Origin of the sequence: Emergencia sp. (genome assembly GCF_048465375.1) — a bacterium.
Lineage (GTDB): Bacteria > Bacillota > Clostridia > Peptostreptococcales > Anaerovoracaceae > Senimuribacter.
The window spans coordinates 454,515-470,760 of sequence record NZ_DBFWLQ010000024.1 but is presented as its reverse complement, the minus strand read 5'-3'; the positions used below and the strand labels follow the sequence as shown (position 1 = coordinate 470,760).

The window sequence follows — 16,246 nt, the reverse complement described above, 5'->3', positions numbered from 1 at the left end:
TTAGTTATACCCCAAAACGTAGAAATTCATGCTATTGTGACTTTGTTACAGAACTTCGGGCTCAAAACAAGGTAAAATAAAGTTACATTGATAACGAGGAGGACTTATCATGAGCAAAACAGTCATTATCGGAGGCGTAGCTGGAGGCGCTACAGCCGCAGCAAGACTTCGCAGATTAGATGAGAATATGGAAATTATCATGATGGAGAGAGGAAAGTATATTTCCTATGCCAACTGCGGTCTGCCGTACTACATTGGCGATGTCATTAAAAGTAGAGATTCTCTTCTAGTACAGACGCCGCAAGCGATGAAATCGAAATTTAACATAGATGTAAGGGTTGAAAATGAAGTAGTGAAAATCAACAGAGAGGAACGAACTGTTGATGTAAAAAATAGTGACGGAACACTTTATAAAGAAAGTTATGATAACTTGATTATTGCTACAGGCTCTTCACCGCTGAAACCGCCAATTCCAGGCATTGACGGTGAAGGAATCTATACGCTGTGGAATGTCGATGATACCGATCGAATTCGAAAATTGGTCGATACGCAGCATCCGAGGACGGCAGCTGTCATCGGCGGCGGTTTTATCGGTTTGGAAATGGCGGAAAATCTTCATAAACGGGGAATTCACGTCTCTATCATCGAGGCGCAGAATCAGGTCATGGCACCGATAGATTTCGAAATGGCGCAGATGCTCCACGAAAATATAGACCTGAACGGCGTAGAGCTTTGTCTGGGCGACGGAGTCAGTTCTTTTGAGAGAAAAGAAAATGGAACCCTGATCAACCTGTCCAGTGGAAAATCCATAGCGGCGAATATGGTTCTGCTTTCCATCGGTGTCAGACCAAACAGCCAGCTGGCAAAGGAGGCAGGACTTCCCCTTAACGAAAAGGGAGGCATCAAAACCGACAAGACACTGAGAACAGAAGACCCGTACATCTGGGCAGTCGGTGATGTCATCGAGGTAGAAAATTTGGTGACAGGCAAAAATGTCATGATTCCTCTGGCTGGTCCCGCCAACAAACAGGGCAGAATCGCAGCGAATAATATCTGCAGGCTGGATGATCAGATGGAGGAATATGAAGGCTCTTTAGGTACTTCCGTGGCGCAGGTCTTCGACTTGACAGCCGCTGCAACAGGTGTCAACGAAAAGACACTGCAGAGTTTGGGTATGACAAAAGGAAAAGATTACGAAGTGGCGCTGATCAATCAGAAGTCTCACGCTGGTTACTATCCGATGGCGATTCCGCTGACATTGAAACTGCTCTTTGGTCTAGACGGAAAAATCTTTGGCGCCCAAATCGTTGGCCAGGATGGTGTTGACAAGCGAATTGATACCATTGCGACGACCATGAGAGTAGGCGGCACGATCAGAGACTTGGCAAAATTGGAGCTGGCTTATGCACCTCCTTATTCTTCGGCAAAAGATCCAGTAAATATGGCAGGATTCGTAGCTGATAATATTATCAAAGGTTTGGTTCGTTTCGTGATGCCGGAGGAAATTTCTGATGATATGGTGGTATTGGATGTGTCAGAAGATGTGGAACGATCCGTTTGGCAGATGCCAGGCTCCATCCACATCCCTCTCGGACAGTTGAGAGCGAGGATGGGTGAACTTCCGAAAGAGAAAACCATTGTAACCTACTGTGCGATCGGTGTTAGGTCCTATAATGGGGCGCGAATGCTGATGCAGAACGGTTTTCATGACGTGAGGGTTTTAGCAGGCGGTTCAGGGTTCTATAAGACCTTTTATAGTAAACCAGAGAGAAAAGGCTTTGAGCAAATAAAAGAAGAGGTGAGGGAAGTGTCAGATAAAGAGATCAAAATTCTGGATTGCTGTGGTCTGCAGTGTCCCGGTCCGATCATGAAAGTCAATGCGGCATTAAATGGTATGGAAGAGGGAGAATGTATCAAAGTGTCCGCTACAGACATGGGTTTTGCAAAGGACGTAGAGAGTTGGTGCGAGCGGACTGGCAACACCTTTGAAGGAAGAGAACGCAAAGGAAAAGAGAACATCGTAACCATCAGAAAGGGAAGTCAGGTGACCATGGCGCAGCAGTCTTGCCAGGCAGCCGCAGAACTGCCGCAGGGAAAAACAATGGTCGTCTTTGATGGAGATTTGGATAAGGTGCTGGCATCCTTTATCATCGCTAATGGGGCCGCAGCCATGGGCCGTCCGGTAACCATGTTCTTTACCTTCTGGGGGCTCAATGCGCTGCGGAAATCGACGTATGTAAAAGTAAAGAAGTCTTTTATTGAAAAGATGTTTGGCAGGATGATGCCGAGAGGAACGTCAAAGCTGAAGCTTTCAAATATGAACATGCTGGGTATGGGGACAAAAATGATGAAGAGCGTCATGAAGAAAAAGAACGTATCTTCTCTGGAAGAACTGATGGAGCAGGCGAAGAAGAATGGTGTTAAGCTGGTAGCCTGCACTATGTCCATGGATGTCATGGGAATCAGACCGGAGGAATTGATAGACGGCGTGGAGCTGGCTGGCGTTGCCAGTTATCTGGGCGATGCGGAGAAATCAAATGTCAATCTATTTATCTAGTTCAATAAATTAGAAAAATAAAAAGCGCAGGGAATCAGTTTATTCATAATTCTCTGCGCTTTTGTTTTCAATATTATTTTACTATCAGCTTGCAAATATCCTCACTGAATTTAACAGGGTCGTCTACGGTCAGCCCACAGATGAGAAGGGACTGATTATATAGCAGACTTGCGTAAGTCTTTACTTTTTCTTTTCCTTCCTCTCCAGCAGCATAGGCTTCTTGCAGTGTGTTCATCACTTCGTGATCTGGGTTGATTTCCAGAATCCGTTCTGCTTTGATCTGCTGATCAGTCGGCATGGCGTTTAAGACCTTTTCCATTTCCAGGGAAATACCGCCCTTGGTAGTCAGGCAGACTGGAGAATTTTTCAGTCGTGGAGACAGCTTTACTTCCGTTACTTTATCTCCCAGGGAATCTTTGATAAAATCAAGCAGTTCTTTGTTTTCCTCCTCTGCTTTTTTGATGGTTTCCTGCTGTTCGCTGGAACCTTCTTCTGCCAGGTCTTCCGCCGAAACGGACTTGAATTCCTTTTCTTTGTAATCGCGCATCATCTGCAGGACGAATTCATCAATTTCGTCGGTCAGATAGAGGATTTCATAGCCTTTGTCTTTGATAAACTCGGTCTGCGGCAGCATATCGATTTTTTCTACAGATTCGCCGGCTGCATAATAAATGTATTTCTGGTCATCACCCATCTTGGCGATATATTCGTCAAAGGTAATCCGTTTCTTTTCCATAGAAGAGTAGAAGAGAACCAGATCAGCCAGCACTTCTTTGTGCATACCGAAGTCGTCATACAGCCCGTATTTAATCTGTCTGCCAAAGTTATCGAAGAACTTTTCGTAACCTTCACGGTTTTCCTTGAGAAAGTCGAGAAGTTCTTTTTTAATTTTCTTCTCTAAATTTTTGGCGATATTCTTCAGCTGTCTGTCGTGCTGCAGGGTTTCACGGGAGATGTTCAGAGACAAATCCTGAGAATCGACGAGACCTTTGACGAAGTTGAAGTAATCTGGCAGCAGTTCTTTACACTTTTCCATAATCATGACGCCGGAAGAATAGAGCTGCAAGCCTTTTTCGTAGTCCTTTGTGTAATAATCATATGGCGTGTGGCCAGGGATAAAGAGAAGAGCTGTGTAGCTTGAAACACCTTCCACACTCGTTCTGATGACCTTGACAGGATCTTCGTAGTCACCGAATTTGCTCTTATAATATTCGTTATAGTCCTCTGGTTTTACTTTGCTCTTTTGACGTTTCCAAATCGGCTCCATAGTATTGAGGGTTTCAAGTTCCATGTAGCTTTCCATCTCAGGCGCTGTTCCTTCTTCAGGTTCTGCCCCTTCTTTTGGACGGTGTTTTTCTACCATCATCTGAATCGGATATCTGATGTAGTCAGAATATCTCTTGATCAGGTCTCGAACGGTGTATTCTTCTAAGAATTTGCTGTAATTTTCGCCTTCTGTGTCTTCTTTGATGTGAAGGACGATTTCTGTGCCGTAATTGGATTTTTCGGCCTCTTCTACAGTATAACCGTCTGCGCCTTTGGACTGCCATCTGTAAGCCTGTTGGCTGCCATAGGCTTTTGAGGTAACGATCACTTCGTCAGCAACCATAAAGGCTGAGTAAAAACCAACGCCGAACTGACCGATGATGTCGATGGCTTTTTTCTCTTTGCTGTCCTTGTCTTCCTCTGCATGTTCTTCTTTAAAGGTCAAGCTGCCGCTTTTAGCAATGGTTCCTAAATTCGCTTCTAATTCTTCTTTTGACATGCCGATGCCGTTATCACTGATGGTCAGGGTGCGAGCGTCTTTATCTGCTGACACGTTGATCTGAAAATCAGAACGTTTGATACCGGTATCGCCGGACTGCAGACTCTGATAATACAGCTTATCCAGCGCATCGCTGGCGTTGCTGATCAGTTCTCTTAAGAAAATCTCCTTATGAGTATAGATAGAATGAATCATCAGGTCTAATAACCTCTTTGACTCTGCCTTAAATTGTTTCTTTGCCATAATCTCGCCTCCGTATATATTGATTTTTTAAAGATCGGATATTGTTAGCACTCTGAAATAATGAGTGCTAAAACTATAATATAATTTATCACTTTTAACAAAAAAGTCAAGAGGAGAAAGCATTTTTTTTGCGGGACGAGAGGAATGGATTGCCCATAGATTGAGAATATAGTAAAATAAAGCGAAAGAACCTCAGTGTGATGGAGTCATAAACAGGCGAATATCTGACTAAAATGTTGTATGGAGGTATTTGCAATTGAAAATCAAAATTTATCGCGGCACCCATCAGATTGGAGGCTGCATTACAGAAATAACCACAGAGAAAACCAGAATTATCATAGATTTGGGAACTGTATTGCCCTATAGAAACGGCAAGATGCCAAAAGAAAATCTAGTGATTGAAGGGGTGACCTATATAGGACATCAGAAGTGCGATGCCATCTTGTTTACGCACTATCACAATGATCATACAGGACTACTCGGAAAAGCGATTGAAGGAATTCCCCTGTATATGGGTGAGGGTGCAAAGAAAATTTTTCTTCTTTCGCAGAAGCATAAAGACAGTGACCTCATATCGCGTATAGAACAGATGAACAGCTACAGAGACGGAGAAACTTTTACAGTAGGAGATATAAAAATTACACCAATTCTGACAGATCACTCTGCCTTTGATGCGTATATGCTGCTCATTGAAGCTGACGGGAAACGAGTCCTTCATACAGGTGACTTTAGAACCCATGGCATCAAAGGAAAAATAGTCATTCCACGACTGAACAGTCTTCACGGCCTGGTTGATGTCATGATTACGGAGGGGACAAATTTATCTTATAAAAACCCTGTTGTGACCAGTGAATATCTGTTAGCAGAGGCGGCGGAGATTTTAATGGAGCGATACAGGTACGTCTTTGTCATATGTAGTGCGACAGATATTGACAGGCTGGCAGTATTTCACAAAGCGTCTGTCAGGAAGAAACGTTTCCTCTGTGATGCGTATCAGATGTCATTGCTGGAAACAGCGGCAAAATACGGCTCATCACTGACTGACTGCTATCGCTTTGACAGAAGCAGCGTTTATTTTGAAGACTTGGATGGGCTGCAAGACGGATTCTGCATGGCTGTACGCAACGAAAAAGATTTTCTGGAAATTATGGAGCCTTATAGAGAAAAACATAATGAAGAATCCCTGGTGATTTATTCGATGTCGGAAGGGTATTTAAAAAAACATCAGCAGACAATTGAAAAGATGATTGGAGGATTTCGCTATCACATAAAACTTCATACATCTGGTCACGCTTCCGAGGAAGCGATTTGGGAGGCTGCAAATACAGTCTGCGCCAAAAAAATCATCCCCATCCACACAGAGGATCCAGAAAATATCAGAGTAGGCGCATTACAGGAGCGAGTCGTATTTCTGGAAGATGGGGAAGACTTTCAAGTATAACACGAAAAAGACATAAGGAGGCACAAATGGATAAGCATGCAAAGTGGATTACAGAAGCTGTAGAAGCGGTGGCAGAAACAGCTCTTAGAGAAGACGGAGAATACTGGAGAAGTACTTACACGAGAGAAGATGATAGGGCAGTAGCACTGCTGAAAGAACTGATGAAGGCAAAGGGGATGGAAGTCTGCTCTGACGCAGTAGGGAACCTCTTTGGACGTATACCGGGTCGCAGTCAGGAGGTGATCATGGCCGGCTCTCACAGAGACACTGTCAGAAGAGGCGGCAAATATGACGGCATGCTGGGCGTATTGACAGCGATAGAGGCTGCAGGTTCTCTGCAGGAAGAAGCAGGTATACCGGAGAAGACTGTGGAAGTGGTCGCTTTTTGTGAAGAAGAAAGCAGCAGATTCCCTACTAGTTATTTGGGCAGCAGGTATTTGTGCGGTGAATTCAGTGAAATAGAACTTGCAGACCGGGATGCAGAAGGCATCCCTCTGGGGGAAGCGATGAAGCAGGCGGGCTATTTAAAAGAATCCTTAGCAGGAAAGCGAATGGATTTAGAGCGCTTCGTGGAATTGCACATTGAGCAGGGAGGCATTTTAGAACAGAAACAGAAAGAAATCGGCATCGTTACGGCAATTGTAGGCCTCTTCAGCGGAGAAGTGTATTTCAAAGGGCACCAGAATCACGCTGGAACGACACCGATGTATATGAGGAAAGATCCGACGCCAGTTGCAGCAGAGTTTATTTATAGATTAAACCAGTGGGCGATGGGCCATCAGTATGACCTGGTCTGCACTGTCGGTAAGATGAACATAAAACCGGGCAATGCCAATGTCATTGCTGATGAAGTCATGTTTACTTTTGACATACGTTCTTCAAAAGCAGAACTGATGCAGGAAGCGGCGGAAGTGGTGGAGCAATTAAAAGATGAAATGGAAGGACTGATTGAAATTTCTATCGTAGTACCTTGCAATGAGCCGCCAGTTTCCCTGGACGAAGAAGGTGTGGCATTGATGAAACAAATTGCAGACAATGGCAATTATAACTATATGGAAATTGTCAGTGGGGCTGGTCATGATTCGCAAGTCTTAGCGCAGTCTTTCCCCGTCAATATGATTTTTGTCCCCAGCGTCCAGGGCATCAGTCATAACGAAAACGAATTTACCAGGGCAGAAGACATTGAGGCAGGGGTTCATTTCCTGAAAGACTTTCTGCTGGAAGCGGCATGGAAGGCATGACGATCAGCCTCATATATGGTAGAATAAAGAGAAGCTATGTTTGTGGTGAGGAAACAGCCGATCAGAAAAGATTCAAAGAATTTTATTTATATTTTATGCCGGAGGTGCAGCCATGGATCACAATAATTGTTTTGGGCAGAAACTAGGACAGCTTTTAGTAGCAGCAGATATCAAAAACTTGACTGTCGCACAAAATTTGAAATATGATGTCTCCTATATCAGCAAATGGATTTCAGGAAAAGCTGTTCCTTCCAAGAAAAATATTGAATCCATTGTCAATTTAGTATGCAGTTTGGTAATCAATAATGGAAGCAGTGCGTTTAAGAATCAAATCAGAAAAGAATACAATGTTGACGATGACGAACTGCTCCGTGATGCGCTGAAACGAGATTTGCTGGCAGCATATCACGAGACTGTTGGAGATTTTGACTATTCTAAATATGTGAATAATGCGTCTGTCATAATCAGGCCAGAGGGTCAATATCCGCTGCTGCAAGATTATGCGAAGAGTGTGGATACTGCAAAACCTGTTGAGATTGCCATTCTGGCGGATTTGTTCTCGTTGGATCACATGTCAAAATTACTTCTGGCTGGTATGGAGGAACATCATTTCCGCGTGACGAGAGAACGAAGTGACATCCATCTCCATTTTATTCTCGACATTGAACAACTGGATGGACACTCTGTCTATGATGTAATCTTATTTATCCATATGCTGACCAATTATTCTCTTTTAGATTTCACTTTATCACAGAGCAAAGCGGCCAAAGGAAAATTGATGTTTTCTGTCATAAAACATTATGCAGGAATCAGCATGTTGACGGATAACGGACAGATTCTCTGTACCGTGTCCAGCAGAGACAGAGAGGTCGGACACAGTATCTACGACAACATCATCACTTATGAAAGTCCTGATCAAAATCTCTTCAGCAGTCTCACCCTGGCGTCCATGCTGGAGACGCATGAATATATGCAGCTGCTTTTGGAGAAAAATAACAGATGGCTGGTGGGCCACATGATGGAACTATTTATTACAAAAGATTTGTTCGATCGTTTGCTTGAAAGAGAATTTTCAGAAGATAATTTGGCACGAAAGGAAGCGAGCAGAGCCTACTTAATTGCTCAAAATCTGTTTGCACGGGAAGACGTTTTTATCATGATTTACAACTCGGCTTTGACGAACTTTATGTTATCTGGGGAATTGGACTTCTTCAATAAAAAGGTGGTCTTAGATGCAAAAGAACGCAAGGTGCAGCTGGAGCATTTCAAAGATTTGCTGGATGTGCAAAGTGATTTACGTATCAAAATGATCAGCGGCGGTTTCAGCGACGATTTCAGATACATTACGAATCCATGCATTTTTTTGTCTGATTCGATTAATTATTTAAGATTAGAAAATAACTATTATGACAAGAATATATTATTAATTCGTGATAACAAGCTGCGGGAGATTTTCAACACCTTTTACGACAAAATTTGGATTGACCGACAGGATGTAGTCGTTTCTGAAAGACAGCTCATCTTAGAGCAGTTAGACAACTTAATCAATGCGGCAGGTCTGCTCTGCGATGTGGAATAAATTGAATTTGTTGATTCAACTTATTCCTGTTCTATCCGCTTCTTGCTTTCTGCACAGTTGTGATATCTGTTATCCTATAGTTATATAGAGTTTGAGATTTGATATAATTGGGAGGATATTACATGAATAGTTTTATGACTGCATTCGGCCTTGCCAGCGTGGCACTGTGCATCGGCACCTTTTTAAGAGCAAAGATACCGGCATTAAGGAATATGTTGGTACCTGCAAGTGTTATCGCAGGTATCATCGGCGTGATATTTATGAACCTGGCAACCCAGTTCAAAGTTAATATCGGGACGGATTCACAGATGTATACAGAAATCGTTAATCATCTGTTTACCATATCCTTTATTTCTATTTGTCTGACTGGGGCTAGCAAGAGCAAAGACAATACGCCAAAGCACATTCTTAAAGGCACTTTAGGCATGGGCGGCGTCTGGTGTCTGCTTTATGCCTTGACACCGCTGATTGGATTCGGACTCATCACACTGCTGGGTAAGAGTTTTGACATGGATTCCGTCTACGGGACACTGATTCCTTTCGCCTTTACCCAGGGTCCAGGACAGGCAGCTTCTTACGGAGCTCTCTATGAACAATTTGGATGGGAGAATGCGGCTATGGTTGGCGTCACCTTTGCAGCGATCGGTTTTGTTGTAGCTTTTCTGGTCGGCATACCGGCAGCAAAGCTGGGCGTCTCCCGTGGAATTGCAAAGAACTGTGGCGCTATAGACAGCAGTATTTTGAAAGGTTACCTGAAAAAAGAGGAACAGACCAACTACATGGTCAAGGATACCACTTGTAACAGCAATATCGAAACCTTGACCTTTCACTTCGCACTGATGGGCCTCTGCTACATCTTTGCCATCGGCATTTCTAAGGTCTTCGCTCTGATTCCAGGCTTCCTGGGGCAGTCCATGAGCGGACTGATGTTTATGAACGGCATGGTTGCAGCGTACATCGTCAAATTCTTGATGAAGAAACTGAACATTGACTTTCTGCAGGAAGATGTACTGCAGACGAAAATCACTGGCTGGACGGCTGATTATCTGGTAGTCTGTGCTTTCATGGCTGTCGGATTTCATGTTCTGGGCAGCTGGCTGGTGCCAATCATCGTTGAAAGCCTGATTATCACAGTCGTTACGTTTATCGTTTGTTTTTACTTCGGACAGCGGATTGGCGGCAGCAACGACTTCGAGAGAACCCTGGGGCTCTACGGTACTGCTACAGGAACTGTGCCTAGCGGTATCGCATTGGTTCGTATTGTAGATCCGGAGTTCAAGACTTCCACTGCTGTGGAGCTGGGTCTGATGAATCTGGTCATGTTGTTGACGGTTCCGGTCTATCTGGTTCTGCTTGCCATGGCGTCAGGAGATCTTTCCACCAACATGGCGATGCTTGCGCTAGCCGGACTCTGTGTGGTTTACCTGATTTTCATGAAAGTAACGCGTACTTGGGGACAAAAAACCTTCAGCTGGAAAAAATCAAAGGAGGAAGAGAATGGAAACAATTTATTATGGCGGACCGATTCTGACTATGGAAAAGCAGAGTGATCACCCAGAAGCGATTCTCGTTAAAAAAGGAATGATAAAGAAGACAGGGACGTTAAAGGAAGTTTTAGACGCCGCTGACAAAAATGTAAAGAAGATCAATCTCGACGGCAGATGTCTGATGCCGGCTTTTATCGATGCTCACGGACACATTTCCATGAACGGACAGATGTCCCTTTGTGCGGACTTGTCAGAGTGCAAGTCTTTCGATGACATCATCGCTGTCATGAAACAATATATCGCCGACAGGAAATTGACATCGAAAGACGTGGTTATCGGCTTTGGTTATGACCATAATTTTTTAAAGGAACAGAGCCATCCGGGAAAAGCTGTGCTGGATCAGGTGAGCAGGGATATCCCCATCATGATCATGCATGTTTCCGGACATCTGGGCTGTGTCAACAGCAGTATGCTTGCTTTGGCGGACATCGACAGCAGTACCGCAGATCCGCAGGGCGGGAAAATTGGAAGAGTGCAGGGATCACAGGAACCAGACGGTTACTTGGAAGAAGCTGGCATGCTTTCGGTTCAAGGCACTGTCATGAAGAAGGTCAAAGTCAATATCAGGGAAATGATGAAAGGGATGCAGAAGGTCTACATTGAAAACGGTGTGACCACTGTTCAGGACGGCGCAACGAACAAGATGGCGCTGAAGCTTTTGAAATTGAGCAATGCTTTAGGAGCATTGAAGATCGACGTGGTAGCTTATCCTCTGATGAACGATGGCGGGCGGGAAGTCATCAAAGACAATCCGAAAATGGACAGAACCTACAAAAAACATCTCAAATTAGGAGGATACAAGGTTGTTCTAGATGGCTCGCCGCAAGGGCGTTCTGCCTGGATGAGCCAGCCATACCTGGGTGGCGAGGAAGACTACTGTGGTTATCCGTGGATGCCCGATGAAGAGGTCTGCAAATATGCCCTGCAGGCAGTCAATGACAATCAGCAGTTGTTGGCTCACTGCAATGGAGACGCGGCGGGAGATCAGTTTTTAAACGCATATGAGAGTGCTTTAGCTAAGAGCAGTAATCCCAACAAAAATAATCTTCGCCCGGTGATGATTCACTGTCAGACAGCGCGTAACGACCAATTGGATCGCATGGCAGAGATGAACATGGTGGCTTCGATCTTTGTTGGCCATGTCTATTACTGGGGGGACATCCATGTAAAGAATTTTGGTGAAGAACGGGGAAATCATATCAGCCCGGTGAAAGACGCCATGGACAGAGGACTGTCAGTGAACTTCCATCAGGACACGCCAGTGACCAAACCTTACATGATGCATTCCGTATGGTGTGCGGTTAACAGAATCAGCCGTGATGGAAATATCATCGGCGCTGACCAGAAGATATCGGTATACGAGGCACTGAAGGCTGTGACCATCAACGCTGCATATGAGTATTTTGAGGAAGACAGCAAGGGAAGCATCAAAGAAGGCAAGCGGGCAGATTTAGTCATATTAGATAGGAATCCGCTAGAAACAGAAGCTATGGAGTTGAAAGATATCAAGGTTCTTGAGACAATTAAGGACGGAAAGACTATTTATGTAAGAAAATAGAAGCATGAGAAAGGGCGTTCTTCGGACGCTCTTTTTTGATATGGATTTGCAGACATTAGTCTTCTATGATACAATAAAAAAAGGTGATAATTTTACAAGTCAAGGAGAGGTCTTATGAGAAAAGGATTTAAAACTCTTATCATCTTATTTATTACTATAAGTATGATTTTGATGTATATCTCATGCGGAGAAGAATCCACAGTAGCTGCTGAGAATGCTGTTACGAAGGCTTTTACCGCTTTGCAGTCGGGCGATGTGGAAAGTGCAGACCAGTACATGAATGCAGACGATCTTACAGAGTTTACGAATATGGAATTTAGTGAAGACGATGTACAAAAAGAACAGATACTGACCATCATCAAAGCGCTCTTTACCCATTTTGACTATGAAATCTTATCTTCAGAAGAGCAGAAAGATGGAACTGTCCAAGTGAAGGCCAGACTCAGTAATGTGGACCGGAAAGAAGTGGCTGACACATGGTCGGCTGAAATCATGAAGATCGGCATGAAGGCCTGTGGCTTGGATGATGCAGAAATCCAAAGGAAAATTGATTCCTTGAAACTGTCAGATGTGACGTTCTATGCCATGTCAAAGAAAGATATTCAGGAGATGGTCGATGCATCAGAGGACTGTGTAGAAAAGGCTGCAGCTGATCAAAAATTCGAATCGTGCACAACTGTTTTAAGAGCAGAAAAGACAGATGGCAAATGGAAATTACATTTGGATAAAGAGCAAAGAGAATTCATTTTTGGAGCTTTTACGAAAGTGATGAATAGTGTATAGAAGAAAACGAAAGGGCGCTAATCAGCGCCCTTTAATAATGTATCAAATAATCTTACAGCGTCAATCAGCACGCTGTCATCGAAATCGTAATTGTCGCTGTGCAGAGGAATGCCACTGCCAGTTCCGAGGAAAAAGAACACTCCCGGCATTTGCTGCTCAAAGAAAGAAAAATCCTCAGCAATCATAACTGGCCTGCGCAATTCAACGAAGTTCAGATCCATGAGTACCGGCTTGACGCCTGCGTACAGTTTCTCGTCGTTGACGACGGCAGGGTGGCTTTTGCTCACATCCAGATCAAATTTGACGCCGTATACCTTTTCGATTTCTTCTCCCAGACTTTTCATGGCATTAACCAGGGTTTCCCAGGTTTCATCGTGGAAGGTTCGCATAGTTCCATCCAGACGGGAGAATGGGGATATCGCATTTCTCACATTGCCGCTTCGCATCTTGCCGAATTTCAGCACACAGCGATCGCGGACATAGAGGGATTTAAAAGTATAGATGTCGCTGACGAATTTGCAGGCGGCTTCCAAGGCGTCTTTACCTTTTTCCGGTTCTCCGCAGTGAGCACTGACTCCTTCAAATTCGACTGCTACGGCAGTGGATTTTGCCATCATCGGACCGGGGCGGGAGGCGATTTCACCTTTAGACAGCATAGGCCATAGATGAAGCCCAAAAATTGCTTTGATGTTATAGCGATCAAAGATATGTGTTCCGCAGATTCTGAGAGCACCATCGATAGTCTCTTCTGCTGGCTGGAACAGCAACAAGGCGTTGCAAGGCATTTGGACGTTATTTTTTTTGTAATCGTCCAGAACCTTGGCAAACCCCAAGAGTCCTGCCATATGGCCGTCGTGGCCGCAGGCATGCATACAGCCTTCGTGACTGGAAGCGTAAGGGAGACCGGTCTCCTCCTGGATTGGTAAAGCATCCATGTCCGCACGAAAAGCGACAGTCTCTTTCCTGCCAAAGTCAAAATATGCAATTAAACCTGTTTTTACGATCTGCTCCACTTCGCAGGCGAGTCCTGCTAAGATGTTCTGCACATAAGCGCTGGTCTTATAAACATAGAATCCAAGCTCTGGAATCTGATGTAAATCTCTTCGATATTGAATAATTTCATGTGACAATTGATTGTAATCTATCATAACGCGCACCTCTCTTATCTACTATAATAAATGAGAAAAAGTGGATAGTCAAATATTCTTTCCTTCATCATAAACATATGTTAGAATGTTAGCATGAGAAAAACCAAACAGAAAAAAATATCAATGAGAATAAAGATTATCATCATATCAGCAGCCTTGGTTATGTTCGTATGTACGGTTACCGTTTTTTACCTCATCCTGGGAAGTTATGATGGATTAGGTCTGCGCCAGACCATTCCGAAAAATCCCTATGATATGAGTTATGTCTATGAGAAAAACGGATTTCTCCATTATGATGACGGCACCTATCAATCCGTTACGGGTATTGATGTATCGGTCTATCAAAAGGAAATTAATTGGAAAAAAGTAAAGGCAGCGGGCGTTGACTTTGCTATGATCAGGGTGGGCTATCGAAGCTATGACGAGGATGGTGAGCTGGTTCTAGACTCTAGATTTAAAGAGCATCTCAAAGGAGCAAAAAAAGCAGGGCTTGACGTTGGGGTCTACTTTTTCTCCCAAGCGAAGAACACGGCAGAAGCCATCAAGGAAGCCAGATTTGTTGTTAGACACATCAGAGGAAAGGGCATTACATATCCAGTAGTTTTCGACATGGAACCTATCGATGGGGCAGATCGAATTACCGATCTGAATGCAGATGAAAAGACTGAGATTGCAGACGCTTTTTGCCAGGTCATCGACAGAAATGGTTATCGGCCGATGATTTACGGCAATCCACAATGGCTGAGAAAACATATAAATCGAGAATACCTGACCAAATATGATACTTGGCTGGCACATTATGCCGATGAGACGGACTACCCGTATGACTTTAAGATGTGGCAGTATTCGCATACAGGCAAAATCGACGGTATCAAAGGCCATGTGGATCTGAACATGTATTTTATTGAATCTTAGTATTATAGAAAGGATGTGAAGATTGTGGCAGAGTATGAGCATCATAATCAGCCTTTTACGCCAGTCTATGATGAGAACTCGAAAGTCCTAGTCCTTGGCACTTTCCCATCTGTAAAATCTAGAGAAAATAACTTTTATTATGGACATCCTCAAAACAGATTTTGGAAGGTGATGGCGGCATTGTTTGACGAACCGCTGCCGCAGACAGTAGAAGAGAAAAAGACGCTGGTCCTAAGTCACCATATTGCCATATGGGATGTCATCGAAAGCTGCGATATCATCGGTTCTTCAGACAGTTCCATCAAAAATGTGATTCCAGCAGACATAGCGGGACTCCTCGCCAAAACGAGGATTGAGAGAATTTATGTAAATGGAAACTTGGCAAAGAGGCTGTATGACAGATTCGCCTTACCTGTTACAGGTATTGAAGCAATCAAATTGCCATCTACTAGTCCTGCTAACGCCAAGTTCCGTTTGAACCAGTTGATTGAGAACTGGCAAGTTATACTGTAGGCAGATTGCTCAGATTGTTATCATCTGTTCCATCGGGAATGGATTTCAGATATTCGGTATCTTTTCTATGAGCAATGCCTACGCCTGCGATATCCCCACTTTTGGCCATGTTGACACCTTGTTCCCTGGTGATGACATTTCCATCTGATAATTGATATCCTGTAATTCTGCCACTCTTTTTAACGAGCGCGACGATGTGCTTTGCATCTGGTTTTGTCTGGGGAATGCTGTCAAGAGCGTTTATCGCCAGAGCACTGCCCATGTTTGGTGTGTCTAAATTATTATCATTAAAATTCATTTTTTCTTTCCTTTCTCAGAAATGATGTGCCAAGCTTTCTATAGCTTGCAATAGTATTTTCTCTATGCAAAAATATAATATACCTGTTCTATTGGTTAAAAGTATTGAAAAAAAATGTCATGAGTTATAAAATAGAAATAATAAATATTTATTTATGGAAAAGTTTATGAGGTGTAAGAATGATGTTTAGAAAAATGAGACGCAGCGAAAAAGCCACCGATATAGCAAAAGCAGAAGAATTGCTCAGATCAAGAGATTTTGGTGTTTTGTCGGTATGCGGAGATGACGGTTACCCTTATGGCGTACCAGTCAATTACGTTTATGATGAAGGTAAAATCTACTTCCACAGCACTTCTTCCGAGAGCCACAAGATTGAGGCGATCAGGAAAAACGAAAAAGTTTCTTTCACCATCGTGACAGAACACGAGCTGATTCCCGAAAAACTGGATACCATGTACACCAGTGTCATTGTTTTCGGACGTGCCAGGGTCATCAACTCCAAAGAAGAAACGAAGGAGGCATTGCGGCTGCTGCTGGCAGGGCTCTCCCCATCATCGGTTTGTAATACAGAAAAAATCTACAAGAGTTCAGAAGAGAAGTTCATCATGGTAGAGATTTCAGTAGAACATATATCAGGAAAAATAGGAAGGTAAGACAT

Annotated in this window: 13 protein-coding genes; 10 read left to right on the top strand and 3 right to left on the bottom strand. The window is 43.6% G+C overall.

The genetic code is table 11. The features are described 5' to 3' along the window. Positions 1-109 precede the first annotated feature (109 nt). A complete protein-coding gene (locus ACMQ5W_RS17395; protein WP_419026256.1) occupies positions 110-2,557 on the top strand; it encodes a DsrE/DsrF/DrsH-like family protein in 2,448 nt (815 codons plus the stop codon). Positions 2,558-2,630: 73 nt separating this feature from the next. Here ACMQ5W_RS17395 and htpG read toward each other — a convergent pair whose 3' ends face one another. Further along, the gene (gene htpG / locus ACMQ5W_RS17390; RefSeq protein ID WP_419026255.1) at positions 2,631-4,565 is read right to left on the bottom strand and encodes a molecular chaperone HtpG; all 1,935 of its coding nucleotides are present in this window, start codon (positions 4,563-4,565) and stop codon (positions 2,631-2,633) included. Between the two features lie 256 nt (positions 4,566-4,821). On the opposite strand from htpG, the gene ACMQ5W_RS17385 reads away from it, so the two are divergent. The 6 genes from ACMQ5W_RS17385 to ACMQ5W_RS17360 all read left to right on the top strand — a co-directional run bounded on the left by ACMQ5W_RS17385 (position 4,822) and on the right by ACMQ5W_RS17360 (position 12,714). Continuing rightward, positions 4,822-6,006, top strand: coding sequence for an MBL fold metallo-hydrolase (locus tag ACMQ5W_RS17385; RefSeq protein ID WP_419026254.1), 1,185 nt, complete (start codon positions 4,822-4,824; stop codon positions 6,004-6,006). 26 nt (positions 6,007-6,032) lie between these two features. Further along, positions 6,033-7,247, top strand: coding sequence for a M20 family metallo-hydrolase (locus ACMQ5W_RS17380; RefSeq protein ID WP_419026253.1), 1,215 nt, complete (start codon positions 6,033-6,035; stop codon positions 7,245-7,247). 112 nt (positions 7,248-7,359) lie between these two features. Next, a complete protein-coding gene (locus ACMQ5W_RS17375) occupies positions 7,360-8,826 on the top strand; it encodes a hypothetical protein (protein WP_419026252.1) in 1,467 nt (488 codons plus the stop codon). 122 nt (positions 8,827-8,948) lie between these two features. Then, on the top strand, positions 8,949-10,376 hold the full coding sequence (locus ACMQ5W_RS17370) for a sodium/glutamate symporter (protein ID WP_419026251.1): 1,428 nt from the start codon (positions 8,949-8,951) through the stop codon (positions 10,374-10,376). After that, positions 10,324-11,931 (top strand): amidohydrolase, encoded by a 1,608-nt coding sequence (locus ACMQ5W_RS17365; protein ID WP_419026250.1) that lies wholly within the window; start codon positions 10,324-10,326, stop codon positions 11,929-11,931. The genes ACMQ5W_RS17370 and ACMQ5W_RS17365 overlap by 53 nt, the downstream gene beginning before the upstream one ends. A 114-nt stretch (positions 11,932-12,045) precedes the next feature. Next, positions 12,046-12,714, top strand: a complete 669-nt coding sequence (locus ACMQ5W_RS17360; RefSeq protein ID WP_419026249.1) for a hypothetical protein — start codon at positions 12,046-12,048, stop codon at positions 12,712-12,714. A gap of 17 nt (positions 12,715-12,731) precedes the next feature. Here ACMQ5W_RS17360 and ACMQ5W_RS17355 read toward each other — a convergent pair whose 3' ends face one another. After that, on the bottom strand, positions 12,732-13,862 hold the full coding sequence (locus ACMQ5W_RS17355) for a M20 metallopeptidase family protein (RefSeq protein ID WP_419026248.1): 1,131 nt from the start codon (positions 13,860-13,862) through the stop codon (positions 12,732-12,734). A gap of 123 nt (positions 13,863-13,985) precedes the next feature. Here ACMQ5W_RS17355 and ACMQ5W_RS17350 point away from each other — a divergent pair, with 123 nt between their 5' ends. Together ACMQ5W_RS17350 and ACMQ5W_RS17345 are read left to right on the top strand one after the other, a co-directional pair. Then, positions 13,986-14,777, top strand: coding sequence for a glycoside hydrolase family 25 protein (locus ACMQ5W_RS17350; protein ID WP_419026247.1), 792 nt, complete (start codon positions 13,986-13,988; stop codon positions 14,775-14,777). 24 nt (positions 14,778-14,801) lie between these two features. Next, entirely contained in the window at positions 14,802-15,290 is a 489-nt protein-coding gene (locus ACMQ5W_RS17345; RefSeq protein ID WP_419026246.1) for a DNA-deoxyinosine glycosylase, read from the top strand. Here the strand turns inward: ACMQ5W_RS17345 and ACMQ5W_RS17340 are convergent. Continuing rightward, positions 15,280-15,588: a DUF3892 domain-containing protein gene (locus ACMQ5W_RS17340; RefSeq protein ID WP_148491920.1), complete on the bottom strand. Its 309-nt coding sequence runs from the start codon at positions 15,586-15,588 to the stop codon at positions 15,280-15,282. The two genes, ACMQ5W_RS17345 and ACMQ5W_RS17340, sit on opposite strands and share 11 nt — an antisense overlap. Positions 15,589-15,767: 179 nt before the next feature. Here ACMQ5W_RS17340 and ACMQ5W_RS17335 point away from each other — a divergent pair, with 179 nt between their 5' ends. Then, positions 15,768-16,241, top strand: coding sequence for a pyridoxamine 5'-phosphate oxidase family protein (locus ACMQ5W_RS17335; RefSeq protein WP_148491921.1), 474 nt, complete (start codon positions 15,768-15,770; stop codon positions 16,239-16,241). Positions 16,242-16,246: the final 5 nt, after the last annotated feature.

Bases quoted from the DNA above. Each gene is read 5' to 3' on its own strand.
- ACMQ5W_RS17395 (WP_419026256.1), top strand. From the start codon at position 110: ATGAGCAAAACAGTCATTATCGGAGGCGTAGCTGGAGGCGCTACAGCC.
- htpG (WP_419026255.1), bottom strand. From the start codon at position 4,565: ATGGCAAAGAAACAATTTAAGGCAGAGTCAAAGAGGTTATTAGACCTG.
- ACMQ5W_RS17380 (WP_419026253.1), top strand. From the start codon at position 6,033: ATGGATAAGCATGCAAAGTGGATTACAGAAGCTGTAGAAGCGGTGGCA.
- ACMQ5W_RS17375 (WP_419026252.1), top strand. From the start codon at position 7,360: ATGGATCACAATAATTGTTTTGGGCAGAAACTAGGACAGCTTTTAGTA.
- ACMQ5W_RS17370 (WP_419026251.1), top strand. From the start codon at position 8,949: ATGAATAGTTTTATGACTGCATTCGGCCTTGCCAGCGTGGCACTGTGC.
- ACMQ5W_RS17365 (WP_419026250.1), top strand. From the start codon at position 10,324: ATGGAAACAATTTATTATGGCGGACCGATTCTGACTATGGAAAAGCAG.
- ACMQ5W_RS17360 (WP_419026249.1), top strand. From the start codon at position 12,046: ATGAGAAAAGGATTTAAAACTCTTATCATCTTATTTATTACTATAAGT.
- ACMQ5W_RS17355 (WP_419026248.1), bottom strand. From the start codon at position 13,862: ATGATAGATTACAATCAATTGTCACATGAAATTATTCAATATCGAAGA.
- ACMQ5W_RS17350 (WP_419026247.1), top strand. From the start codon at position 13,986: ATGAGAATAAAGATTATCATCATATCAGCAGCCTTGGTTATGTTCGTA.
- ACMQ5W_RS17340 (WP_148491920.1), bottom strand. From the start codon at position 15,588: ATGAATTTTAATGATAATAATTTAGACACACCAAACATGGGCAGTGCT.
- ACMQ5W_RS17335 (WP_148491921.1), top strand. From the start codon at position 15,768: ATGATGTTTAGAAAAATGAGACGCAGCGAAAAAGCCACCGATATAGCA.